Annotated in this window: 19 protein-coding genes; 9 read left to right on the forward strand and 10 right to left on the reverse strand. The window is 72.3% G+C overall.

Annotated elements, in window-relative coordinates; all coding sequences use genetic code 11:
- Positions 1–42: 42 nt before the first annotated feature.
- On the forward strand, positions 43–468 hold the full coding sequence (locus IEJ02_RS22310; RefSeq protein WP_191066469.1) for an effector-associated constant component EACC1: 426 nt from the start codon (positions 43–45) through the stop codon (positions 466–468).
- A gap of 2 nt (positions 469–470) precedes the next feature.
- Positions 471–3,242, forward strand: coding sequence for a caspase, EACC1-associated type (locus IEJ02_RS22315; RefSeq protein ID WP_191066470.1), 2,772 nt, complete (start codon positions 471–473; stop codon positions 3,240–3,242).
- On the opposite strand, the gene IEJ02_RS22320 is transcribed toward IEJ02_RS22315, so the two are convergent.
- Positions 3,215–4,015, reverse strand: a complete 801-nt coding sequence (locus IEJ02_RS22320; RefSeq protein ID WP_191066471.1) for an SDR family NAD(P)-dependent oxidoreductase — start codon at positions 4,013–4,015, stop codon at positions 3,215–3,217. The two genes, IEJ02_RS22315 and IEJ02_RS22320, sit on opposite strands and share 28 nt — an antisense overlap.
- A 157-nt stretch (positions 4,016–4,172) precedes the next feature.
- Here IEJ02_RS22320 and IEJ02_RS22325 point away from each other — a divergent pair, with 157 nt between their 5' ends.
- The 6 genes from IEJ02_RS22325 to IEJ02_RS22350 all read left to right on the forward strand — a co-directional run bounded on the left by IEJ02_RS22325 (position 4,173) and on the right by IEJ02_RS22350 (position 10,284).
- Positions 4,173–5,510, forward strand: a complete 1,338-nt coding sequence (locus IEJ02_RS22325; protein WP_191066472.1) for a serine hydrolase domain-containing protein — start codon at positions 4,173–4,175, stop codon at positions 5,508–5,510.
- 176 nt (positions 5,511–5,686) lie between these two features.
- Complete coding sequence (locus IEJ02_RS22330; protein WP_191066473.1) at positions 5,687–7,135, forward strand: sensor histidine kinase; 1,449 nt, start codon at positions 5,687–5,689, stop codon at positions 7,133–7,135.
- A complete protein-coding gene (locus tag IEJ02_RS22335) occupies positions 7,132–8,085 on the forward strand; it encodes a sigma factor-like helix-turn-helix DNA-binding protein (RefSeq protein WP_137979233.1) in 954 nt (317 codons plus the stop codon). Before IEJ02_RS22330 ends, IEJ02_RS22335 begins: the two co-directional genes overlap by 4 nt.
- 302 nt (positions 8,086–8,387) lie before the next feature.
- Positions 8,388–8,765: a hypothetical protein gene (locus tag IEJ02_RS22340; RefSeq protein WP_191066474.1), complete on the forward strand. Its 378-nt coding sequence runs from the start codon at positions 8,388–8,390 to the stop codon at positions 8,763–8,765.
- On the forward strand, positions 8,759–9,073 hold the full coding sequence (locus IEJ02_RS22345) for a hypothetical protein (RefSeq protein WP_191066475.1): 315 nt from the start codon (positions 8,759–8,761) through the stop codon (positions 9,071–9,073). The genes IEJ02_RS22340 and IEJ02_RS22345 overlap by 7 nt, the downstream gene beginning before the upstream one ends.
- 107 nt (positions 9,074–9,180) lie before the next feature.
- A complete protein-coding gene (locus tag IEJ02_RS22350) occupies positions 9,181–10,284 on the forward strand; it encodes an ATP-binding protein (RefSeq protein WP_191066476.1) in 1,104 nt (367 codons plus the stop codon).
- 163 nt (positions 10,285–10,447) lie between these two features.
- On the opposite strand, the gene IEJ02_RS22355 is transcribed toward IEJ02_RS22350, so the two are convergent.
- The 5 genes from IEJ02_RS22355 to IEJ02_RS22375 all read right to left on the reverse strand — a co-directional run bounded on the left by IEJ02_RS22355 (position 10,448) and on the right by IEJ02_RS22375 (position 16,411).
- Positions 10,448–11,299, reverse strand: a complete 852-nt coding sequence (locus IEJ02_RS22355; protein ID WP_191066477.1) for an energy-coupling factor ABC transporter ATP-binding protein — start codon at positions 11,297–11,299, stop codon at positions 10,448–10,450.
- Positions 11,296–12,060 (reverse strand): cobalt ECF transporter T component CbiQ, encoded by a 765-nt coding sequence (gene cbiQ, locus IEJ02_RS22360; RefSeq protein WP_191066478.1) that lies wholly within the window; start codon positions 12,058–12,060, stop codon positions 11,296–11,298. Before cbiQ ends, IEJ02_RS22355 begins: the two co-directional genes overlap by 4 nt.
- Before the next feature lie 2 nt (positions 12,061–12,062).
- Positions 12,063–13,211 (reverse strand): energy-coupling factor ABC transporter permease, encoded by a 1,149-nt coding sequence (locus tag IEJ02_RS22365; RefSeq protein WP_191066479.1) that lies wholly within the window; start codon positions 13,209–13,211, stop codon positions 12,063–12,065.
- A gap of 203 nt (positions 13,212–13,414) precedes the next feature.
- Positions 13,415–15,667 (reverse strand): MMPL family transporter, encoded by a 2,253-nt coding sequence (locus IEJ02_RS22370; protein WP_191066480.1) that lies wholly within the window; start codon positions 15,665–15,667, stop codon positions 13,415–13,417.
- Positions 15,668–15,793: 126 nt separating this feature from the next.
- Complete coding sequence (locus tag IEJ02_RS22375; protein WP_223864228.1) at positions 15,794–16,411, reverse strand: TetR/AcrR family transcriptional regulator; 618 nt, start codon at positions 16,409–16,411, stop codon at positions 15,794–15,796.
- Between the two features lie 175 nt (positions 16,412–16,586).
- Between IEJ02_RS22375 and IEJ02_RS22380 the strand changes: the two genes are divergently transcribed.
- Complete coding sequence (locus IEJ02_RS22380; protein WP_370467103.1) at positions 16,587–19,886, forward strand: S41 family peptidase; 3,300 nt, start codon at positions 16,587–16,589, stop codon at positions 19,884–19,886.
- Between the two features lie 167 nt (positions 19,887–20,053).
- Here IEJ02_RS22380 and IEJ02_RS22385 read toward each other — a convergent pair whose 3' ends face one another.
- From IEJ02_RS22385 to IEJ02_RS22400, 4 genes are all read right to left on the reverse strand, one after another.
- On the reverse strand, positions 20,054–20,359 hold the full coding sequence (locus IEJ02_RS22385; protein ID WP_191066482.1) for a hypothetical protein: 306 nt from the start codon (positions 20,357–20,359) through the stop codon (positions 20,054–20,056).
- 119 nt (positions 20,360–20,478) lie between these two features.
- Positions 20,479–21,393, reverse strand: coding sequence for an SDR family oxidoreductase (locus tag IEJ02_RS22390; protein WP_191066483.1), 915 nt, complete (start codon positions 21,391–21,393; stop codon positions 20,479–20,481).
- Positions 21,390–22,466 carry an alpha/beta fold hydrolase gene (locus IEJ02_RS22395; RefSeq protein WP_191066484.1) on the reverse strand — a complete coding sequence of 359 codons (1,077 nt, stop codon included), beginning with the start codon at positions 22,464–22,466 and terminating at the stop codon, positions 21,390–21,392. Before IEJ02_RS22395 ends, IEJ02_RS22390 begins: the two co-directional genes overlap by 4 nt.
- The gene (locus tag IEJ02_RS22400) at positions 22,463–23,992 is read right to left on the reverse strand and encodes a flavin-containing monooxygenase (RefSeq protein WP_191066504.1); all 1,530 of its coding nucleotides are present in this window, start codon (positions 23,990–23,992) and stop codon (positions 22,463–22,465) included. Before IEJ02_RS22400 ends, IEJ02_RS22395 begins: the two co-directional genes overlap by 4 nt.
- Between the last annotated feature and the right edge of the window lie 110 nt (positions 23,993–24,102).

Genomic DNA, 24,102 nt, shown 5'->3' on the forward strand with positions numbered 1-24,102 from the left:
AGTAGGACAGAATCGGGAGACCGTCGTCACAAGGGGGACTTGGTGCGGATCGACGTAGCGGTGAGCGGTGGGGAGGCGGAGCTCCGTTCGCTCCACGACTGGCTGAGACGGGATCCGGGCGCGCGCCGTGGCGTCCGGGTGGAGCTGGTCCAGGCCGAGCCGTCGCCGGGCCAGATGGGCGTGCTCACCGATGTGCTGCAGCTGGTCACCGACAACGCCTGGAGCGCGGCCTCCTTCGCGCTGGCGCTGTCCACCTGGCGGCGGACGCGGCCGCACGGCCCACGGATCACCGTGCGCCGTGGCGACCTTACGGTCGACATCGACAGCGGCGGCGACGAGGAGCTGCGGCGGCTGATCGACGCGCTGGAGCGCCCGGCCGCCCCCGAACCGGAACGGGAACCCGAACCGGAACCGGAACCGGAACGGGAACCGGAACCGGATCGTCAGGGCGGCGGAGAAGGGCGGTAGCCGTGGCCGTTCTGCCCGACCCGGCCGCCAGCCGCGCGGTGCTCATCGGCACCAGCCGCTATGCCCACCTGGAGCAGATCCCGGCGGTGGCCAACAACCTGAGCGCGCTGGCCGCGGCCCTGTGCGCCCCCGGCTCCTGGGGGCTGGCGCCCGAGCACTGCACGGTCATCGAGGACCCCGGCACCGCGGTCGAGGTCCTCGAGGCCGTCCGGACCGCGGCCGAGGAGGCCACGGACACCCTGCTGGTGTACTTCGCCGGACACGGGCTCGTGGAACCGCGCCGCGGCGAGCTCTTCCTGGGGCTGACGGGGTCCATACAGCACCGCTCGTACACCGGACTGCCGTACGGCACGCTGCGCGACGTCGTGCTGGACGGGCGGGCCGGGCGCCAGGTGATGCTGCTCGACTGCTGCTTCAGCGGACGCGTGCTCGGCTTCATGAGCGCGGCGGCCGCCGAGGCGGTCATCGACCAGGTGGAGATCGAGGGCACCTATCTGCTCGCCTCCGTCCCCGACACCAGCTTCGCGCTCGCCCCGCCCGGTGAGACCCATACGGCCTTCACGGGCGAGTTGCTGCGGCTGCTGCGCGAAGGGGTGCCGGGCGGGCCGGAGTTGCTGGACCTGGACACGGTCTACGCGGCGGTGTACGCGGCGCTGCGGGCCAAGGGGCGGCCGCTGCCGCAGAAGCGCGACCGCAATACGGCGGGCGGGCTCGCCCTGGCCCGCAACGCCGCCTGGGCACCGCCCGGCTTCGGCCCGCCGCCCCCGCCGTACGACCATGAGCCGACGCCGCCGCCCGCGCCGTACGGCCACGAGCCGACGCCGCCGCCCGCGCCGTACGGCCACGAGCCGACGCCGCCGCCCACGCCGCTGCCCGCCGTGCCGCCGATGCCCACCTGGTCGCCGATGGCCCTGCCGTCGCCCGCCCCGCTCCCCTCCCCCGGCGGCGCCTCCCGGGGCCGCCGCCGCGCCGTCACCTACGGGCTGGCGGGAGCGCTCTTCGTGGCCCTGGTGGCCACTGGGGTGCCCCTGGCGATGTCCTGGATGAAGGACTCGTCCCACGACGACTCCGGGCACAACACCGGGCGCGACACCTCGAAGTCGTCCGGCAAGCCGAAGCCGGGCCCCACCTCCGGGTACAACGCCGCGACCAAGGGCGCCGTCGTCAACGCCTCGACGAAACCGGGCGGAACGCTGAAGTTCATCAGCCAGTACGACGCGGATTCATGGGACCCCCAGCGCACCTATTACGGCTACATCTGGAACTTCTCCCGTTACTACGCCCGCCAACTGGTCACCTACGCCCCCAAACCCGGTAAGGACGGCGCCGAACTGGTCCCCGACCTCGCGGAGAAGACGGCCGAGGTGACCGACGGCGGTAAGACGTACACCTACACCCTGCGCAAGGGGATCACCTGGGAGGACGGCTCCCCGATCACGTCCTATGACATCAAATACGGGATCGAGCGGGTCTGGGCCCAGGACGAGATCTCGGGTGGTCCGATCTTCCTCCAGCAGGCGCTCGATCCGGACCTCACCTACAAAGGGCCGTACAAGGACAAGCTCGGCCTGAAGGCCATCAAGACCCCGAACGACAGGACCATCGTCTTCACACTGCCGAAGGCCAACGGCGACTTCGAGCGCATGCTCGCAACGCCGTCCGGATCCCCCGTGAAAAAGGAGAAGGACACCAAGGACAAGTACACGGCCAGGCCGTTCTCCTCGGGGCCGTACAAATTCGGCACCTACCAGCCGGGCACGTCACTGGAACTCGTCCGCAATACCGAGTGGAAGCAGTCCTCCGACCCGATCCGCACCGCTCTTCCCGACCGGATCACGGTGGCTGTCAACAACGATGAGCAGGCGAGGGCCGAGGCACTGTTCTCCGGCCAGTACGACCTGGACCTGGGATATTCCGGACTCACCGGGTCCGCCCTCGCCAAGGCCCGGGGCAGCTCCGACCTCACGTCCCGGTTGGACAACCCGTACACCCAGCTGCTGCTGTTCGCGGCCCTCCCGCGCTCGGTCAAACCCCTGGACAACGCCCATTGCCGTAAGGCGGTCCTCTACGCGGCGGACAGGGAGAACATGCGAACCGCTGCGGGCGGTGTGCTCTCCGGTGATGTCGCGCCCCATATGCTCCCGCCCTCCATCAGGGGCTCCGAATCCTCCTACGACCCGTACGAGGCACTCAAGAACGACGGCACGAACGCCACCAAGGCCAAGGAGGAGCTGAAGGCGTGCGGAAAGCCGAACGGCTTCACGACCACCATCGCGGTGCGGAACAACCGCCCATCCGATATAGCTGTCGCCCAGTCGCTCCAGTCGTCGCTGCGGAAGGTCGGTATCGACACCGAGATCGATCAGATCGACGGCGCCCGATACAGCGAGACGATGGGCGCACCCCCGGTGGTGCAGAAGAAGGGATACGGCATCGTCATCTACCGGTGGGGCGCTGACTTCCCCACCGGTCAGAGCTTTCTGCAACCGGTCGCCGACAGCCGTTTCATCACGAGCACCGGAAACGTCAATGTCGCGGAGGTGGACGACCCCACGATCGACCACCTCTTCGACACGGCCATCGCCGAACAGGACCCGGAAAAGGCCGGGAGCGACTACGCGCAGATCAATCGGAGGATCGCCGACTCCGCCGCGTATCTGCCCATCCTGTTCCAGAAGAGCGTGCTCTGGCGCGGCTCCCATCTGACCAACGTCTATACGAGCGACCCCTGGCAGGGCGCTTACGACTATGTCTCGCTGGGCGTCTCCGAGTGACCGAAGGCCCTGCGCACCGCCACGTTCGTAGTCGTGATGCCGCCGTCCACGGGAAGGGTGATCCCGGTGATCCAGGCGGCGTCGGAGGAGGCGAGGAAGGTGATGGCGGCGGCGATGTCGGTGGGTTCGCCGACCCGCCCGAGGGGGTAGACCTCGGCGGCGCGGCGCAGGGTGTCCTCCCGGCCGTCCCAGCCGGGGGTGCGGATCGTCCCGGGAGCCACGAGGTTGACGCGGACGCCCCGTCCCGCGGCGTGGGCGGCCAGGGTGCGGGTGAGGCTGCCCAGGCCCGCCTTGGCGGCGCTGTAGGCGTGGTTGCCGAAGTCCTGGAGGCCGTTGACCGAGCCGACGTTGACGATCGCGCCCCGGCCGTCCGCGGCGGCCAGATGCGGCAGCGCGGCGCGGGAGCAGCGGAAGGCGCCGCCGAGGGTGATGTCGATGTCCTGCTGCCACTCGTCGTCCGCCTGGTCCTCGAACAGCGGGGTGTCGACGTGACACGAATGGGCGCTGTTGACCAGGACGTCCAGCCTTCCGAAGCTCCTTACGGCGTGCGCCACGGCCGCCTCGACGTCCGCCCGCCGGGCCACGTCGCAGCCCAGCGACTCGGCCTCGCCGCCGTCCGCCCGTATGGACGCGGCGGCCTTCGCGGCCCGTTCGCCGTCCTGGTCGGTGATCAGCACCCGGGCGCCCTCGTCGGCGAACCGGCGGGCGGTCACCTCCCCGATCCCGCGCCCCGCGCCGGTGAGCATGACCGCGTAGCCCTCGAATCTCCGCACCGTGTGCCCCTTCCGTCGGCTCCGGGACCGCCGCCGCCCCATGGCGGCGGGTCCGCCGGGATCATGCCCGGCCCCGGCATGATCCTCCCGCGCGGGGCGTTGCACCATAAGAGAAACGCAGCACACACGCTCGGGTCGGCATGGCGGGAGTCGGACAGTGGTGGACGTCCAGGGCACGGTGGCAGACGGTTTCGAACCGGTCCGGGACGCCTTCGCGGCGAACTTCGCCCGGCACGGCGAGCGCGGCGCGGCCGTGGTCCTGTACCGGGAGGGCGAGAAGGTCGTCGATCTGTGGGGCGGTACGAAGACCCCCGACGGCGGCCAGGACCCCGACGGCGGCGAGGATTCCGGCGACCGTAAGGGGCCCACGGGCCGTGCGGACTCCGACGACCGTAAGGCGTCCACGGACCGTGCGGACTCCGAGGACTCCGATGGCCATGAGGGGTCCGACGGCGGCCCCGAGCCCTGGACCCAGGACACCGCCCAGGTCGTCCGGTCGGTCACCAAGGGCGTGGCCGCCGCCGTGCCGCTGCTGCTGCACCAGCGCGGCCAGCTGGACCTGGACGGCCGGGTCAGCACCTACTGGCCGGAGTTCAAGGCGGCCGGCAAGGAGCGGGTGCTGGTGCGGCATCTGCTCGCGCACCGCACCGGCGTGCCCGTGCTCGACACCCCGCTGACCCCCGCCGAGGCCGTCGACGGCATATCAGGGCCGCGGGCCGTCGCCGCCCAGCAGCCCGTTTGGGAGCCCGGTACGGCGCACGGGTACCACGCCCAGACGTACAGCTGGCTGCTGGGCGAGCTGGTGCGCAGGGTCACCGGGCGGACCATCGGCCGCTGGATCGCCGAGGAGATCGCCCGGCCGCTCGGGCTCGACCTGTGGCTCGGGCTGCCCGAGGAGCAGCGGGGCCGGGTGGGCCGGATCGCGACGGTGGAGGCGCTCTCCGCGCCCGCCGCCCACGGGCCGCGGCTGCGCCCCAAGCGGTCGGTCGCCGAGGCGTATCGCGACCCCGAGTCGTTGACCCGGCGGGCGTTCGCCGCGATCACCCCGCTGCCGGACGAGAACGATCCCGCGTATCTGGCCGCCGAGTTGCCCGCCTCGGGCGGGGTGGCGACCGCCGAGGCGCTGGCCCGCTTCTACGCGGCGCTGATCGGCCCGCTGCCCTCGGCCCGTACGGCCCGCTCGGGGGGCAGGCTGTTCGCCCCGGCGACGCTGACGATGGCCCGTACCGAGGAGTCGGCGGGCCCGGACCAGGTCCTGGTGGTCGGCACCCGCTTCGGCCTCGGCTACATGCTGCACGGCCCGGCCTGCCCGCTGCTGGGGCCGGGCTCGTTCGGCCACCCGGGGCGCGGTGGCTCCCTCGCCTTCGCCGACCCGGAGGCGCGCATCGGCTTTGCCTACGTCACCAACGGTATGCGGCGCGGCGTCACCGCCGATCCGCGTGCGCAGGCGCTCGTGCGCGCGGTGCGGACCAGCCTGGCGGCGCGGGAGGCGTAACGGCCCGAGGCGCCGCAGGTGCGGCGGGGCGGCGCGAAAGGGAACGCGCCACGCGCCCCCGGTGTGCCTCCGAGCGCCCTCCCGTACTCGCACACGCGGGTCCACCAGGGCCAAGGGTCCCTATTGCGCCGCCCCCGGTCATCGCACACTGGAATCCGGGGGAAATCGGGGGGCACGTGGCTCGGTTACGGGGGCGGCTGCGGCCGCGTTCATGGGCGTGGGCGTGGCGGTGGCCGCGCGAGGAACGACAGCGGGGGCGCGGGCGGGCGCCGCGCCCCACCGACGGATATCACCAGGTCGCCGAACCGCCGGCGGACCGGCACCGGCTGGCCCGCCGGGACATGGAATGGCAGATGCTGCGCATCCTGCTGATCTTCCGTCTGATGCACGGCATCCAGCTGGCGGTGACGGTGCCCGGGATCGCGGGCCATCTGCCGCACCGCGGCGGGGCGTCGCTGCTGCTGATCGCGGTGGTGGCCGAATCCCTGTGGTTCGTCGCGCGCATCGTCCGCAACCACCGGCGGGTGATCGCGGACGACACCGAGCGGGAGCGCGCGGGCGTCCGGCCCGATCCGCATGCCGCGCCGCCGACCACGTACGACGGTGTGGCGGCCGGTGTGGAGCTGTGCTCGGCCGTGGCGTTCCTGTGGGCGTGTGCGCTGGTCATGGGCTCGCACCGGTCGCAGGACATGGCCCCGCTGCTGGTGCTGACCACCGAGCAGATCTCGGCCGCGGGCATCGGCTCGGCGCTCGGCCAGCCGCGGCGGGTGCTGCTCACCGGCACCTGCGCGATCGCCGCCTCCTACGCCGCGGTCGTCGCCCTGGGCGACGGCGGCCCGGCGGCGCTGGCCCGCTCCGATGTGCTCATCGGGCTCACCGGCTATGGGGCGCTGGCGTATCTCATCCGCCGCGGCGCCGCGTTCCTGCTGCAACTCGCCGCCGACCTGGGCGACATGAGTCTTCAGCTGCATGAGCAGGAGCAGCGCAAACTGCTCGCCATCGAGCTCCACAACCACCTCGGCCACACCCTCAACGCCTTCCAGCGGATCGACGCCTCGGACCCCGAGCAGATCGACTCGCTGCGCAAATCGGCGGTGGTGGCGCGGGAGCGGCTGGCCACCTTCATCGGCACCGGGCGGTTCAGCGAGTCGGTGCCGCTGATCGGCATGGTCCACCGGCAGGTGGCCCTGGCCACCAACGACACCCTCACCGTGGAGCCGATCGTCACCGAGCGGGTGGTCGGCGCCGCGGCCCGGGTGCTGCCCTCCCAGGTGGAGCTGCTGGAGCCCGCGCTGCGCGCCCTGCTGATCAATGTACCGCGCAGCGCCGGGGTGCACGACGCGGTGCTGCATGTGGACCTCGTCGAGGACGCCGACGGCGACGAGCTGGTGGAGCTGGTCGTCACCGACGAGGGCGTGGGCTTCCCGCCCGCGGTGCTGGCGCGCGGGGTCGGCGCCATGCGGTCGCTGGCGCTGCACGAGAGCCTGCTGCGCGAGCGGGGCGGGGCGCTGCGGGTGCGGTCGGTCGCCGGGTTCACGCAGGTGACGCTCACCCTGCCGATCCAGCGGGACAACAACACCGAGCCGAGTTACACGACCGAGCCGAGTCAAGGGGGCGTCGGATGAGGGACGAGTCGGCCGAGTACGGACCGAAGCAGCCACTGCAGGTGGCGGTGGTCGAGGACCATGAGATGACCAGACGCGGCCTGGTGGCCGCGCTGAACGCCGATCCACGGCTGACCGTGGTCAGCGAGGTGGACTCCGTGGAGCAGCTCGAGGTGAGCGGCGCGGAGTACGACGTGTGCGTGGCGGACATGATGGGGGTCGGCACCGCCGAGCAGTTCGCCGATCTGGTGCGCCGCTCGGACGTGGTGGTGTGCACGGCGGCGGAGCAGTGGCGCCAGCGGGTGGCCCCCTGGGTGTGCGGGGCGAAGGCGGTCTTCGGCAAGACGGTCGGCGCGGCGGTCCTGGCCAATGCCGTGTGGGACGCCCGCAACCATCCGCACTGGCTGAAACCGCATCTGGCCTCCGCCCTGGAGACGGCGGTGCGCGAATGCGGGCTCAGCGTGCCGCCGTACTTCGCCGATCTGCTGGGGCGCACGGCCCGTGGCGGCCGGGTGGCCTGGATCCTGGAGGAGCTGGGCGTCAGCGAGAAGCGCTACGGGGAGGATCTGCGGGACTTCCGGATGCAGTGCGCCCGGGCCGGGCTCGGCCAGCTGACCCTGCTGGACGCGCTCTACATGGCCTCGTCGGCCGAACAGCCGCCCGCCCATGAACCCGTGGTGTTCTCCCCCTGGGCGGCCGGGCTGAGCGAGGGCCAGGTCCGGGCGCTGGAGTGGTACGCGGACGGGTACTCGTACGAGGAGACGGCCGCCCACCTCGATGTGAAGGTCTCCACGGTCCGTACGCAGATCGACCGGGCCATGACCGCCTGCGGGATCAACTCCAAACCGGCCGACATCCGCATGATGTTCGCGATGTACGTGTGCTCCCGGCACACCAAACCGGATCTGCTGCTGCGCCGGCTGACCGAGCTGGGGGCGCATGCGCCGCGCCGGGGCGGGGCCGAGCGTTGAGGGGCCGAGCGACGGGCGCCGAGCGACGGGGGTCCGCGCGGATGTCGGTTTCTGTCGTCACGGGCGCCGACAGCGATCTCCCGGATTTCCCACCGCCCCGGGGGACGAAAAGCGACACGCGGGGCGCGCAGGATCGGTGTCGGGCCCTCGCCGGGGGAGTCGGGGGCCCGCCTCTTCGGACGACCGGTTCGGACGACGGATTCGGAAGACGGGGGAAGCCCATGCCTGACCAGCGCGGCTCTAGGGCCATGCCGGACCAGCGCGACTCACGGCCCATACCGGACCAGCGCGACTCACGGCCCATGCCTGACCGGCGCGACTCTCGTGAGACGGCCGCCGACGACCGTTTCCTCGGCGCCTTCGAGGTGACGCTCCGCGGGACGGGCGCCCGGCGCGTATCGCCGCGCGGCGTCGTCCGCTACCGCGATGTGGTCTCCTTCCTGGTCCGCAACCGCCCGCGGGCGCCGGAAGCGGCCGCGGGCGCCGTGCTGCGGCGGCGCCAAGGGCCGGTGTTCGTCGTGCAGACCTTCTTCCTGGACCAGGAGGGCGTCCCGCTGGGCGACACCGAGGCGTCCGGCCCGGTCTGGGTCTGCCGGGCCCGGCGCCTGGACGAGGAGCTGTGCGCGGCCTTCGGGGACAAGGACCTCATCATCTTCGGAGAGGCGGGGCCGTCATGCTGAGCCTGCTGGGCATGGTCCTCCTCGCGCTCGGCGGGATCGGCGCGGTCGCGGTGGTCCATGTCGTCTGCGTGACCATCCAGCTCCTGGCGGACTGGTTCCGGTCCCGGAGCGAGCGGCTGCACACCGATCCCGATCTACGGGCGGTCACCGTCTCCGAGTCCATCCGCAACGGCAATGTCAGCTATATCCAGGGGCTTTTCGACACCTCGCGGGAGCAGTTCGTCGAAAGCCGCCGGATCGAGGGGAAGCAGGCCGAGCAGCGGGTGCGCAGCGCTCATGCGCACCACCGGGTCGCGGTCTGGGGCTGAGGTCCGGGGTCGAGGTCCGGGGCCGAGAGTCCAGGGCCGAGAGTCCAGGGCCGAGAGTCCGGGGCTGAGGGCCCGGGGCGCGGCCTGCGTTCGAGGGGGGAGATCCCGTGAGAAACCTGGGAAGGGGTTCGCGTACCGCCTTCGCCGTCACCGGCATTCCGGGCGGCGCCGACGATGTGGAGGCGGCGCTGCTGCGGACCCGGCTGATCGAGGCCGCGAAGGAGTTCAGCGGCCGCGGCGGACCACGGCCGCTCACGGTCACCGTCACCAACCAACCACCGGGGGCGGCGGCGGAGTCGGGGCCGCGAGCCGGTGCGGCGGCGGAGACGGAGGCGGAAGCGGGGCCGGAAGCGGCGGCGGGGCCGGACGAGCCGTCGATCGCGGAGCGGGCGCGGCGGTTCACCGCGACGCCACCGCTGTACACCTTCGACCGCCTGGTGCTCCCGGACCGGACGCTGGACCAGTTGCTGCGCGCCGTGCACACCGTGGAGCAGCGCCGGGTGCTGTTCGACGAGTGGGGGCTGCGCGAGATCCAGCCGCACCCCGGCTCGGCGATCAACCTGGAGGGCGCGCCCGGCACCGGCAAGACCCTGGCCGCCCACGCCCTCGCGCACCGGCTGGGGCGTCCACTGATCGCGGCCCGCGCCTCGCAGTTGGAGAGCAAGTACCACGGAGAGGGCCCGAAGAATCTGGCGGCGCTCTTCCACGCGGCGCGTGAGCAGGGCGCGGTGCTCTTCCTGGACGAGGCGGACGCGCTGATGTCCTCGCGGTTCGAGACCACCAGCCACGGCTCGGAGCACGCGGTGAACGCCATGCGCAGCGAGATGCTGACCGCCCTGGACAGCCATGAGGGGCTGGTCGTCCTGGCCACCAACCTGGTGACCAGCTATGACACCGCGTTCGACAGCCGGGTGTGGCATGTGCGCTTCCCGGCGCCGGACGAGGCGGCGCGGGCCGGGATCTGGCGGCGCCATCTGCCCGAGGCCCTGCCCCTCGCCGAGGACGTCTCCCCGGAGGGGCTGGCCGGGGTGGACGAGGTGACCGGGCGCGATATCCGCCGTGCGGTGATCGACGCGGCGGCGGAGGTGCTGCGGACGGGGCGGCCACGGGTGCGGCAGGCGGATCTGCTGGCGGCGGTGGAACGGATCAAGGCCGGACGCCCGTGCCGAGCCGCGCCGACGCCGATGTCCATGTCCGGCGGGACCGGATGACCGGGCGAAGCCCCGGCCCGGGGTCTGGGGCAAAGCCCCGGCCCGGGGTCTGGGGCGGAGCCCCAGTTTCGGGAAGGGGCGGGGAGGGGGAAGCATCGATATCCGGCTCCGCCGCGTGGTCCGCCGCGCAGGCGTCAGGCCCCGCCGGACGCCGCCCAGCCCATCACCTGATGGGCACCGTCACCGAGCGCGGATCGAAGCCGAAGGGGAGCTCCAGCCGGTGCTCGCGCATCAGCTCCTCGTCGCACAGCAGCTCCTGCGTTCCGCCGTCCGCCGCGATCACCCCGCCGCTGAGCACCACCGAGCGCGGGCACAGCTCCAGCGCGTACGGCAGATCGTGGGTGACCATCAGCACGGTCACCTCCAGGGACCGCAGAATGTCGGCGAGTTCGCGGCGCGAGGCCGGGTCGAGGTTGGACGAGGGCTCGTCCAGGACCAGGATCTCCGGCTCCATGGCCAGTACGGTCGCCACGGCCACCCGCCGCCGCTGCCCGAAGGAGAGGTGGTGCGGCGGCCGGTCGGCGAACTCCGCCATCCCGACCCGCTCCAGCGCGCGGCGCACCCGCTCCTCCAGCTCCGCGCCGCGCAGCCCCGCCGCGGCCGGGCCGAAGGCCACGTCCTCGCGCACGGTCGGCATNCGCACCCGCTCCTCCAGCTCCGCGCCGCGCAGCCCCGCCGCGGCCGGGCCGAAGGCCACGTCCTCGCGCACGGTCGGCATGAACAGCTGGTCGTCCGGGTCCTGGAAGACGATGCCCACCCGGCGGCGGATCTCGGCCAGATGGGCCTTCGCCACCGGCAGCCCCGCGACCGTGACCGTCCCGGCGCCCGCCGTGAGGATGCCGTTGAGGTGCAGCACGAGCGTGGTCTTGCCCGCGCCGTTCGGCCCGAGGAGCGCCACCCGCTCGCCGCGGGCCACGGTCAGATCGACGCCGAAGAGGGCCTGATGGCCGTCGGGGTAGGCGTAGGCCAGACCGGACACCTGGAGGGACGGCGGGGTGGTGGCGGGGTCGGTCATGGCAGCATCCATCCGGTCAGGCAGACCGCCAGCGCGGTCAGCGGGAGGGCGGCGGCGTACATCCACTGGGCGCGGGACGCCGTCACATCGTCGATCACCGGCATGGTGCCCGTATAGCCCCGGCTGACCATCGCCAGGTGGACCCGTTCGCCCCGTTCGTAGGAGCGGATGAACAGCGCCCCGGCCGAGGAGGCGAGCACGCCCCAGTGCCGCACCCCGCGCGCCTCGAAGCCGCGCGACTGGCGGGCGATCCGCATCCGGCGCATCTCATCGGAGATGACGTCCCCGTAGCGGATCATGAACGAGGCGATCTGCACCAGCAGCGAGGGCATCCGCAGCCGCTGCAGCCCCAGCAGCAGGGCGCGCAGTTCGGTCGTGGACGCCAGGAGGACGGAGGCCGCGACGCCGAGGGTGCCCTTGGCGAGGATGTTCCAGGCGCTCCACAGCCCGGACTCGCTGAGCGACATCCCCAGCACCTCCACCCGCGGGCCCTCCGCGATGAACGGCATCAGCACGGCGAAGGCCACGAACGGGATCTCGATCAGCAGCCGCCGCAGTACGTACCCGCCCGGGATCCGGGCCGCCGCCGCCACTCCGGCCAGCAGCACCGCGTACGCCCCGAACGCCCAGACGGCCTCGCGGGGCGTGGAGACGACCACGAGGACGAAGCAGAAGACGGCGGCGATCTTGCAGTGCGGGGGGAGGGCGTGGACGGGCGACCGGCCCTCCCGGTAGAGCTTGTGCGCGTGTCCCGCACCCACGGTCAGCCCCGCTCGCTCTCGGCCGTCGCCCTGCGCCGCCGTACGACGACGAAGACCCCGGAGCCGACGGCGAGCGTGGCCCCGACCCCGATTACCCCGGCGAGCCCGCCGGAGAGCCGGGCGTCGGAGATGTCCTTGACGCCGTAGTCGGCGAGCGGGGAGTCCTTGGCGGCGTGGTCCTCGGTCTTCTTGTCGATCCCCTTGTCATGGGCGACCTTCTCCAGCCCGTCGGGGCTGGCGGAGGCGTAGAAGCTGACGACCCCGGCGCACAGCAGCGCGGCCGCGAGCCCGGCCCACCACACGCGCCGGGCCGACCGCCGTGGCGCGGCGGCGGGCTCAGGGGGCCCGGCGGGCTCGGGGGTCCCGGCGGGCTCGGGGGTCCCGGCAGGCTCGGGGGTCCCGGCGGTCGCCGCGGCGGGTTCGGCCGTCGGGACCTCCGCCCGCGCCACCGCCCCCGGGGCGGCCGGGGCCAGCGGGCTGCTGCGGATCTCCAGCGGACGCGCGGTCACCCCCCGCGCCCCGTACACCAGATCCGGCCGTACGGCGACGACGGCGCCGACCGTCAGCGCGGTGATCGCCGCCTCGCCGATGCCGATCAGCACATGCACCCCGACCATCGCCGCGAAGACCTTGCCGATCGCCACATCGGCCGTGCCGCCGAGCGCGTAGATCGCCGTGAAGGCCACCGCGGCGGCCGGCACGGAGATCAGCGCGGCCGCGAAGGACGCGACGGTGACCGTACGGCGGCGGTGCGGGGCCAGCTTCACGATCGCGCGGAAGAGCGCGTACGCCACGACCGTGGTGACCAGGGCCATGTCCGTGATGTTGACACCGAGCGCGGTGAGCCCGCCGTCCGCGAACAGCACGCCCTGCATCAGCAGCACCACGGAGACGCACAACACCCCCGTGTACGGCCCCACGAGTATCGCGGCCAGCGCCCCGCCCAGCAGATGGCCGCTGGTCCCGGCGGCCACGGGGAAGTTCAGCATCTGCACGGCGAAGATGAACGCCGCGACCAGCCCGGCCAGCGGCGCGGTCCGCTCGTCGAGCTCCCGCCGGGCACCGCGCAAACTGACCGCGACGGCCCCGGCCGCGACCACACCGGTCGCCACCGACACCGGTGCGTCGATGAATCCGTCGGGCACATGCATGGCGGGACTCCGCTCCTGAGCTGCAGCTATCGGCCCGATGGTAGCCCGTACCTGCAAGTTGTTCGCAAGAGCGCCGACGTCGCGGAATCGCGCGAGCTCGCGGAAAACGCCGAACGGCGGCCTTCCGGGATCGGAAGGCCGCCGTCGGGCCGAAGCGTGACGCCAGGTGTTCAGACCCGGGTCAGGCCCGGGTCAGAGGCGAGTCAGACGCGGGTCAGCTCGGCGTCGGAGTCCCTGTCGGGCTGCTGGGCCCCGGAGGGCTGCTCGAGCTGCTTGCGCAGCCCCTCACCCTCCACGTCCACGTTGGGCAGCGCCCGGTCCAGCCAGCGCGGCAGCCACCAGGCCGTCTTGCCGAGCAGCGCCAGGACCGCCGGGACGATGGCCATGCGGACCACGAAGGCGTCGAAGAGAACGGCGGTGGCGAGGCCGAAGCCGATCATCTTGATCATCGACTCGGACGAGCCGATGAATCCCGCGAAGACGCTGATCATGATGACCGCGGCCGCGGTGACCACCCGGGCGCCGTGCCGAAAACCGGTGACGACGGCCTGGCCGGGGCGCTCGCCGTGGACGTACGCCTCCCGCATCCGGGTCACCAGGAAGACCTCGTAGTCCATCGCCAGCCCGAACACCACACCGATCATGAAGATCGGCATCATGCTCATGATCGGGCCGGTCTCCTCGACCCCGAACAGGTCCGCCAGCCAGCCCCACTGGAAGACCGCGACCACCGCGCCGAGCGCCGCGACGACGGAGAGCAGGAAGCCGAGCGCCGCCTTGAGCGGGACCAGGACGGACCGGAAGACCACCATCAGCAGCAGGAAGGCCAGTCCGACGACGAGCACCAGATAGGGCACCAGCGCGTCGTTGAGCTTCTGCGAGATGTCGATGTTCATCGCCGTCTGGCCGGTCACCAGCACCTCGGCGCCGGTGTCGGACCTCAGGCCGCTCGCCTTGTCCCGGATGTCACCGACCAGGTTCTCGGTGTCGATGCTGCTCGGCTTGTACTTGGAGAGGACGGTGAGCGTCGCGGTGTCACCGGCCTTGTTGAACGTGGCCGGGCTGACCCCCGCCACCCCGTCCAGACCGGTGATGGTCTTGACGACCTGCTGGGCCGCGCCCTTGGCGTCATCGCTGCCCTTGGCGTCGACGACCACCATCAGCGGACCGTTGTAGCCGGGGCCGAAGCCCTCGGAGATCATGTCGTACGCCTGGCGCTTCTGGCTGCTGACCGGCTGCGAGCCGTCGTCCGGCAGACCGAGCTCCAGGCTGGTGGCGGGCAGGGCGGCAGCGCCGAGGCCGAGCACGGCCACCAGCAGCACCAGCACCGGGCGGCGCAGCACGAAACGGGCCCAGCGGGTGCCCATGTTGGGCTTCTCCTCGGGGGCTTCCGCGCCGCTCGCGGCGGCCGCCGCGGCACGCTCCTCCATCCGCCGGCGCGCCTTGCGCCCGAACACCCGCTTGCCCGCGAAGCCCAGCACCGCCGGGATGAGGCTGATCGCGATGAGGACGGCGATGACGACCGTACCGGCCGCGGCGAAGCCCATCTTGGTCAGCATCGGGATGTTGACGACGGCGAGGCCGACCAGCGCGATGACGACCGTAAGGCCGGCGAAGACGACCGCGGAGCCCGCGGTGCCCACGGCCCGTCCGGCGGCCTCCTCCCGGTCCCGTCCCTCGGCCAGCTCCGCGCGGTAGCGGGAGACGATGAAGAGCGCGTAGTCGATGCCGACCGCGAGGCCGATCATCATCGCCAGGGTGGAGGTGGTGGTGGACAGCCCCAGGGTGGTGGCGAGCGCGGTGATCGACGAGATGCCGATGCCGACGCCGATGAGCGCGGTCAGCAGGGGCAGTCCGGCGGCGACCAGCGAGCCGAAGGTGATGGCGAGGACGACCGCGGAGATCGCGATGCCGATGATCTCGGTGGAGCCGGTCTCCGGCATCTCCTGGAGCGCGTCACCGCCGATCTGCACCGTCAGCCCGGACTTCTCGGCCTTGTGCCCCACCTCCTTCAGACCGTCCTTGGCGGGGTCCTTCAGCTCCATGGCGTTGACCTTGTAGCTGGTCAGGATGTACGCCGTGGTGCCGTCCTTGCTGACGGCATGGGCCTGGTAGGGGTCGGCGACCGAGGCGACCTGCGGCGAACTGGCCTTGAGCTCGGCGACGGTCTTGGTGACCACCGCCTTGTTGGCCGGGTCGGTCATCTTCTCGCCGCTCGGGGCGCGGAAGACCACACGGGCGGTGGCGCCGTCCGCGTTACCCCCGGGGAACCGCTGTTCCAGCAGGTCGAACGCCTTCTGGGCCTCGGTGCCCGGAATGGAGAAGCTGTCGTTGGCGGGCTGGGAGGCGGTGGCGGCGCCGACGCCCGCGACCGCGAGCAGCGCCACCCATATCAGCGCGACGAAGCCGCGTCGCCGGAAGGCGAACCGGCCGAGTTTATAGAGGAAGGTGGCCACGAGAAGGAGTGCTCCCGTCGGTTGTCTGGCAGGGCAGGGATGGGTGACCGAACCGGCGACGAGAGCGGCGCGCCGGCCGAGGTCATATGTGGTTGTGCGGGGAGGTGGGGAGTGCGGAGGGAAGGACTACGCGGCGCCGAGTGCGGGGAGGATCACGGCGTCGATGTACTCCAGGAGATACGTCTGGTCCGGCTCCTTGCCCTCGACGAGCGCTCGGGTGATGAACGCGCCGGACATCATGTGCACGACGTATTTCAAGGCGGGCCGGTCCGGGGCGACTTCGCCACGGTCGACGGCGCGCCTCAGCAGCGTGTGGAGCGCGTCGATCTCGGGGTAGATCAACAACTCTCGCAGGGCCTGGTGAAGGTCCGGGTTGTCGTGACTTGCGTGGGCGAGTCCCCTCATCAGCGCGGCGTCCCGCTCATGGGCGGTCTCCGAACACCGCGCGATCTCCCGCAGGTCCCCGCGGAGCGATCCGGTGTCGACGCCTTCGAGCAGAATGGGCTTGGTGTGGCGCAGCGCGGTCGCGACCAGCTGCGGCTTGCCTTTCCACTGGCGGTAGAGCGTGGCCTTGCTGGACCGGGTGCGGGCCGCGACGGCGTCCATCGTCAGACCCTCGTACCCGACCTCGCCCAGCAGCTCGACCACCGCCTCGTACAGCTCCCGCTCGCGCTCGGGGGAGAGTCTGCTGCGGCGCACCCGGGCGGTGTCGCGGTCCTCCGTCGGCTGATCCGTGGCGTGCATGGGGTGTCGCCTCCCTCCGAGCTTCCGAACGTGCGAACTTGACAAGCTTCCGAACGAAACGGTTTCGTACTCCTCCAGCATAAGCCTCGCCCTATCGAAACTACGCCGTTTCGCTCGTGGTCTCGGTCACACAACCGAGTTGCTCCGAATGGCGTAGCTCGAAAACATGGGTGGGGTGGAGCCTTACGCATGCGACGACGACCTGGCGTACCTGCGATTTCCGCATCTGCACGGCGACTTGCTGTGCTTCGCGGCCGAGGACGATCTGTGGGTCGCCCCGCTGACCGCCCCGGGTGAGCCACCCGGGCGAGCGTGGCGGCTGACCGTGGACCGTACCCGCGTCGGACCTCCCCGCTTCTCCCCCGACGGCTCCCAGATCGCGTTCACCACCTGGCGCAGCCTCGACCCGGAGATCTATCTCGTCCCCTCGGCCGGCGGCCCGGCCCGCCGACTGACCTACTGGGGCAGTACGGACGCCACGGTGTGCGGCTGGACCCCGCCGGACCAGGACGGCGCATCCCAGATCCTCGCGGTCTCCTCCCATGAGCAGCCGTTCTCCCACTTCTCCTGGGCCTACAGCCTGCCCACCGACGGCAGCCCCGGCGGGCGGCTGCCCTGGGGGCCGGTGGCCGACATCGCGGTGGCCGACCTCGACGGCGAGCGCCGCACCCTGCTGCTCACCGGCAAGCCGCCGCACGAGCCCGCCACCTGGAAGCGCTACCGGGGCGGGGCGATGGGCCGGCTGTGGCTGCACGGCACCCGGCTCGTGGAGAAGCTGAACGGCCATCTGGACGCGGCGATGTTCGTCGGCGGCCGGATCGCCTTCCTCTCCGACCACGAGGGCATCGGCAACCTCTACTCCTGTCTGCCCGACGGCACCGATCTGCGCCGCCACACCGACCACGCCGACTTCTACGCCCGGCACGCCTCGACCGACGGCTCCCGCGTCGTCTACCAGTGCGCGGGCGAGCTGTGGCTGGTGGACGACCTGAGCCCGGACGGCGCACCGCGCAAGCTGGACGTGCGGCTCGGCGGGGCGCGCACCGGGCGGCGGCCCTACCAGGTGCCCGCCGCCTCGCACATCGACTCGCTGTCGGTGGACACCACCGGCCGGGCCAGCGCGGTGTGCGTGCGCGGCAGCCTCTACTGGCTCACCCACCGCGACGGCCCCGCCCGCACCCTCGCCGACACCCCGGGCGTCCGGGTGCGGCTGCCCGTGATGCTGGGCTCGACCGGCCGGGTCGCCTACGTCACCGACGCGGAGGGCGAGGACGCCGTCGAGATAACCCATCTGCCCCGGGCCACCGGGCCCGCCGAGCCGCGCCGGCTGGCCGCCGGCCGGCTGGGGCGGGTGCACGAGCTGGAGCCCTCGCCGGACGGCGACCTGCTCGCGGTCGCCGCGGGCGACGGGCGGCTGCTGCTGGTGGACACCTCCCCCGACGGGGACGGCGAGGTCACCGAGCTGATCCGGTCGGACAACGGCCCGGTGGGCGACCTGGCCTTCTCCCCCGACTCGGCCTGGCTCGCCTGGTCCCACCCCGGGATAGGGCGCACCCTGCGCTCGATCAAGATCGCGCGACTGTCCGACCGGACCACGGTGGACGTGACCAATGGGCGGTTCGAGGACGAGGAGCCGGTCTTCACCAGCGACGGCCGCTATCTCGCCTTCCTCTCCTGGCGCGGCTTCGACCCGGTCTACGACGTGCACACCGGCGACCTCTCCTTCCCGCTGGGCTGCCGCCCCTATCTCGTACCGCTGTCCTCCGCCACCCCCTCGCCCTTCGCGCTGTCCCCCGAGGGGCGCCCGGCGGCGGGCGGGCTGGACCCGGACGACAGCGGGGGCGGGGGCGACGGCGACGGCACGGTGACGGTCGAGGTGGAGGGGCTGGCCAACCGGGTCACGGCCTTCCCCGTCGCCGCGTCCAAGTACTCCTCGCTGAGCCCGGTCAGCGGCGGCGGGCTGGTGTGGCTGCGCTGGCCGATCTCGGGCGTGCTCGGCGAGACGTTCGCCAACCCGGCCGAGACCTCGAGCCGACCCACCCTGGAACACTTCGACCTGGCGAAGGCCAAGCGCACCGAGCTCACCAGTGAGCTGGACTGGTACGCGGTCAGCGGCGACGGCACCCGGCTGGTGGCCTACGACGACGGCGATCTGAGCGCGATGCCCGCCACCGAGTCCGGCGACAGCGACTCCACCGTCCACCTCGACATGCGGCGGATCCAGCACACCGTCGATCCGGCGGCCGAGTGGCGGCAGGCGTACGACGAGGCCGGGCGCATCACCCGGCACTACTACTGGGACCCGGGGATGTGCGGGGTCGACTGGGACGGGGTGCTCGACCAGTACCGCCCGCTGGTCGAACGGGTCGCCTCGCCCGACGAGTTCGCCGATCTGCTCCGCGAGACCCTCGGCGAGCTGGGCACCTCGCACGCCTACGTCAGCACCGCGCGGCGCAACGAGGGGCCGTCCCACTACCAGCGCCCCATCGGACTGCTCGGCGCCAACCTCACCCGCTTGCCCAAGGACGGGCGGTGGGCGGTGGCCCGCATCCTGCCCGGTGAGTCCTCCGACTCCCGGGCCCGCTCGCCGCTGGCCGGTCTGGGCATCCGGGACGGCGCCGTGCTCACCCATGTCGACGGGCGCCCGGTGGACCCGGTGGCCGGTCCGTATCCGCTGCTGACGGCCGCGGGCGGCACGACGGTGGAGCTGACCTTCGAGCCGCCGGACGGCGAGGGGCCGCCGCGCCGGGTCGCGGTCTCCCCGCTGATCGACGACCGGCCGCTGCGCTATCAGGACTGGGTCGCCCAGCGCCGTTCCGTGGTGCGGAAGTTGAGCGACGGGCGGTGCGGCTATCTCCACATCCCCGACATGGGCGGCTCCGGCTGGGCGCAGTTCAACCGCGATCTGCGCCGCGAGATGTCACTGCCCGCGCTGATCGTGGACGTCCGGGGCAACGCGGGGGGCAACATCAGCGAGCTGGTGGTGGAGAAGCTCACCCGCAAGGTCATGGGCTGGGACCTGACCCGCAACACCCAGCCCGTGTCGTACTCCAGCAACGCGCCGCGCGGACCGATCGTCGCCGTCGCCGACGAGGCGACCTCCTCCGACGGCGACATGATCACCGCGGCCTTCAAGATCCAGGGCATCGGGCCGGTGGTGGGGCTGCGCACCTGGGGCGGGGTGGTCGGGATGACCGGGCGCCACCGCCTCGGCGACGGCACGTCGATCACGGTGCCGATGAACGCCGCGTGGTTCGACGCCTACCGCTGGGGCGTGGAGAACCACGGTGTGGAGCCGGACATCGAGGCGCCGCGCTCCCCCGTGGACTGGGCGGAGGGCCGCCATCCGCAGCTGGGGGTCGCCGTCCGTACGGCGCTCGATCTGCTGGAACGGCATCCGGCCGCGGCCCCGCCGGACTACTCGGACGTCCCCGACCTGCGCCGCCCCCAACTGCCACCGCGCAACGGGAACTGAGCGCGGGCCACGCAGCGGCGGGCGGGCGCGGGTTCGGTGCGGGGGGCTGGCACGGATGGGGTGCGGGGGGCGGGCGCGAGTGGCGCGCAGCGGTGTATCCCCATGGCTGACCACGGGGATACACCCCTCCCGCCCTTTGTGCCGCCCTCCGTGCGGCCCTCCGTGCGTCACATCTCCTCGAAGGGCTCCTGGTCCATCATCTCGTCGCCCATGCCCGGCTGACGGCGCTCACGGCCCGCCCGCTGGGACTCCCCGCGGGCCTCCGGCCGCTCCTGCCGCCCACGGCGCTGCTCCTGCCCCGGCTCCCGGCGGGAGCGCTCCTCCATGCGCTCACCGGACTGCGTGCGCTCAGCCGACTGCATGCGCTCACCGGACTGCCTCTGCTGACCGCGCCGCGGCTCCTGGCTCCGCCCGCCCTGCGGCTTCCGCTTGGCCTGCTGAGCCTTCTCGTTCGACTGGTCCTTGGGGCCCATGTGTCACTCCTCATCGGATGAATGGCGTCGGGCCCGACAAGAGTTACACGCGCCGACTTTCTCCGCATTCCGGACCGGAGGAGCCGAAGAACGCGCAGGTCAGCGCGGTTGACGGAGCGTTACCGATGACGCTCCGTATCCGCGGTGCCCGCCGTGCGCGCCTTCTCGTCCGCCGCGCCGCCCGCGCCCACCAGACCGCCCCGCTCCCCCCGGGTCGCCGCCAGCCGCGGCTCGGCGCGGCGCATCTCGCGCCGCCCCACGGCGTGGATGAACGCGGGCAGATAGCCGCGCATCGACTGCATACCGCGCAGCCACCACTGCGCGTACACATGCGCCGACCGGCGCTCGATGCCCGCCACCAGCCGGTCCACCGCCGGGCCCAGCGGATAGGTGCGGCCCGCGGGCCAGGGCAGCCGCTGCCGCAGCTCGCGCATCACCTCGTCCCGGTCGGCGCCGCGCACCATATCGGTGTCCGTCCAGCTCAGATAGCCCACGCCGACCCGCACTCCGCGGTGGCCCACCTCGGCCCGCAGACTGTGGGCGAACGCCTCGACCCCGGACTTGGACGCGCAGTACGCCGTCATCATCGGCGCGGGCGCGATCGCGGCGAGCGAGGCGATCTGGAGCAGATAGCCGTGGCTGGCGGTCAGCGCGGGCAGGAAGGCGCGGGCCGTGGTGGCACTGCCCAGCAGATTGACCTCGATCACCCGCCGCCAGGCCGTCTCATCGGTATCGAGGAACGGACCGGCCTGGGCCACGCCCGCGTTGGCACAGACGATGTCCACCGCGCCGAACCGCTCCACGACCTCCGCCGCCACCCGAGCCATCGCCTCGGCGTCGGTGACATCGGCGTGCCAGTAGGCGGAGTCGGTGGGCAGCCGCTCCGAGACCCGCTTCAGCTCCTCGGGCTCCAGGCCCACCAGCGCGACCTTCGCGCCGCGTGCGGAGAGCTTGCGAGCGAGCAGCTCGCCGACGCCCCGCGCCCCGCCCGTCACCACCGCGACCTGGCCCTCAAGGCCCCTGCGCGCACTCATGCCGTCTGCTCCTTCGCTTCCACTGCCGTGTGCCCGGCTTCCGTCACCGTTGTGAGGTGGGATTCCCGAGAGTGGGATTCCCGAGAGTGGGATTCCTGAGAGGTGGGGTGGAATTCCTGAGTGGTGGGGCGGGGTCCCTGGGAGGTTGTGAGATCAGTTTCCCCGGAGGTCCCGTACTCCCCGGCCAGGCCGCGGATCACTCCGGCGACCGCCTCGGGATCCTCCAGCGGAGTCATATGGCCGAGCCCCGGGAGCTCCGTCAGCCCGGTGCAGTGCGGCAGCGCGGCGGCGAGGGCGTGGGCGTGCTCGGGCGGGGTGAGCCGGTCGGCGGTGCCGACGATGACGGCCGTGGGCATGGTCAGCCGGCCGATCCGCGCGTCCAGTGCGAGGTCGAGCAGGACCCGGGCCCATCCGGCGCGTACGGCGCGGGGGCAGGCGTGCAGGATCCGCGCGGCCACCTCCACCGTGGCCGGGTCGGTGCCGGGGCCCATCGTGACGTACCGCACCAGCCGCAGGGAGAGCGGGGTGACCGGGCCCAGCGGGGCGCGGGAGCCGAGGAGCAGGCGGTGCACCCGCGACCGTGCCCGCGGGGAGCGCAGCGGCACCACCCGCGCCCGGTCCACCAACCGTGAGGCGCCGGTGCTGCACAGCACCGCGGCGGCCGCGCGCTCGCGCAGTATGGGCCGGTCGGCGGCGGCCATCAGCGTCATGGCACCCATGGAGTGGCCCGCCAGCACGGCCCGCCGACCGGGCGGAAGGGTCGCGTCCACCACCGCCACCAGATCGTCGGCCAGGGCCTGGGTGCTGTAGCCACCGGGCCCTGGGGCCGGGCTGCGGCCATGGCCGCGCTGGTCGTAGACGATCACCCGGTGGTCGGCCGAGAGGGCGCGCAGCACCGGCGCCCAGAAGGCCGTGGAGCAGACCCAGCCGTGCGCGAGTACGACGGCCGGGGCGTCCTCGGGCCCGTGCAGCTCCGTATGGATCCGGCTCCCGTCGGCCGAGACGACCGTCAGCTCGCGCTCCGGCACGGGCGGGACGTACGGCCCCGAGGGCAGGGAAGGAGGCCGCCTCACCGCGAACCCCTCCCCGCGCTGGCCGTGGACACCGTGGCCTTGACCGGCCCGGTGCGCGGCCGCACCACCGTGTACTCGGCGAGGTCCACGCGCCGGGTGACCCTCCGCAGCTCGGTCGTCGTCCCGGGCCACAGGGTGGTGTTGCGGCCGTTGTCGAGGTACCAGCTGTCGCAACCTCCGGTGTTCCACACCGTGCGTTCCATCCTTTCCTGGATCATGTCGGTGTAGGCGCGCACCGCCGACGGCCGGGCGTCCAGCGCGACCTTGCCGCCGAGGGTGTCCAACTGGCGCAGATAGTCGGCCATATAGGCCAGCTGGGCCTCGATGACGAGGATCATCGAGCTGTTTCCGAGGCCGGTGTTGGGCCCGATGATGGTCAGGAAGTTGGGGAATCCCGCCGGGGTGGTGCCGCGCAGCGCCTCCATCCCGCCCTTCCACTCCTCCGCGAGCGTCGTCCCGCGCGTCCCGGTCACCCGCTGGGCTATGGGGACGTCGGTCACATGGAAGCCGGTGCCGAAGATGATCACGTCGGCTTCGGTCTCGGTGCCGTCGGCACCGACCAGAGTGCTGCCGCGCACCTCCGTCAACCCCGCCGGGACCACGTCCACATGCGGCTGGGCGAGCGCCGGATAGTAGTCGTTGGAGAGCAGGATCCGCTTGCAGCCGATGCGGTAGTCGGGGGTCAGCACCGCCCTCAGCCCCGGGTCCTTGATGGCCCGTCGCATATGGGCACCGGCCAGCCACTCCACGAACCGCATCTCGCCCGGCCGCTTGGCGAAGGCCCCTACCTGCAGCTCCCGGATGCCCCACAGCACCCCGCGGCGCAGCGACCGGGTGGCCGGGATCTTCGAGTGCAGCCATCGCTCGAGGCCGCTGATCCGGCGGTCCATCCGCGGCAGCACCCAGGGTGGGGTGCGCTGGAAGAGGGTGAGCCGGCCGACCTCGCGCTGGATGGCGGGGACGATCTGGATGGCCGAGGCGCCGGTGCCGATCATCGCCACCCGCTTGCCGCGCAGATCGGTGGTGTGGTCCCAGCGCGCGGAGTGGAAGACGGCGCCGGGGAAGCCGTCGAGCCCCGGGATGTCCGGGATCCGGGGGTCGGCGAGCGGACCGGTGGCGCTGACCACGACATCGGCGGTCAGCGAGCCCCGCGCCGTCTCCACCTCCCAGTGCACCGCTTCGGTGTCCCAGCGCAGGGACCGCACCTCGGCGCCGAAGCGGAGGTGCGGTCGCAGCCCGAAGGTGTCGGCGACCCGCTCCAGATAGGCGCGGATATGGGGCTGGCCGGAGAAGTTCCGGGGCCAGTCGGGGTTGGGCGCGAAGGAGAAGGAGTACAGATGCGACGGGACATCGCAGGCACAGCCCGGATAGGTGTTGTCCCGCCAGGCCCCGCCGACCGCGTCCGCGCGCTCCAGCACCACGAAGTCCGTGATGCCCGCGCGGCGCAGCCGCACCGCCGCTCCCAGCCCGCCGAATCCGGCCCCGATCACCGCCACCCGCACATGCTCATGCGTCAGCCCTGCCATGCCGCCGCCTTCCACGAACGCGAATACGACCGTGCCAGCAATCACTGGCACGATGGGAGCGTAGGACAGGGGTCTGCCAAGCGGTAGGGGCTGTGGATAACTTAGTTACC

This window comes from Streptomyces sp. 5-10 (genome assembly GCF_014712245.1).
In the GTDB taxonomy this organism is placed as follows: domain Bacteria; phylum Actinomycetota; class Actinomycetes; order Streptomycetales; family Streptomycetaceae; genus Streptomyces; species Streptomyces violaceusniger.

Bases quoted from the DNA above. Each gene is read 5' to 3' on its own strand.
- IEJ02_RS22335 (WP_137979233.1), top strand. From the start codon at position 7,132: ATGAGGGACGAGTCGGCCGAGTACGGACCGAAGCAGCCACTGCAGGTG.
- IEJ02_RS22340 (WP_191066474.1), top strand. From the start codon at position 8,388: ATGCCTGACCGGCGCGACTCTCGTGAGACGGCCGCCGACGACCGTTTC.
- IEJ02_RS22345 (WP_191066475.1), top strand. From the start codon at position 8,759: ATGCTGAGCCTGCTGGGCATGGTCCTCCTCGCGCTCGGCGGGATCGGC.
- IEJ02_RS22365 (WP_191066479.1), bottom strand. From the start codon at position 13,211: ATGCATGTGCCCGACGGATTCATCGACGCACCGGTGTCGGTGGCGACC.
- IEJ02_RS22375 (WP_223864228.1), bottom strand. From the start codon at position 16,411: ATGCACGCCACGGATCAGCCGACGGAGGACCGCGACACCGCCCGGGTG.
- IEJ02_RS22385 (WP_191066482.1), bottom strand. From the start codon at position 20,359: ATGGGCCCCAAGGACCAGTCGAACGAGAAGGCTCAGCAGGCCAAGCGG.
- IEJ02_RS22390 (WP_191066483.1), bottom strand. From the start codon at position 21,393: ATGAGTGCGCGCAGGGGCCTTGAGGGCCAGGTCGCGGTGGTGACGGGC.
- IEJ02_RS22400 (WP_191066504.1), bottom strand. From the start codon at position 23,992: ATGGCAGGGCTGACGCATGAGCATGTGCGGGTGGCGGTGATCGGGGCC.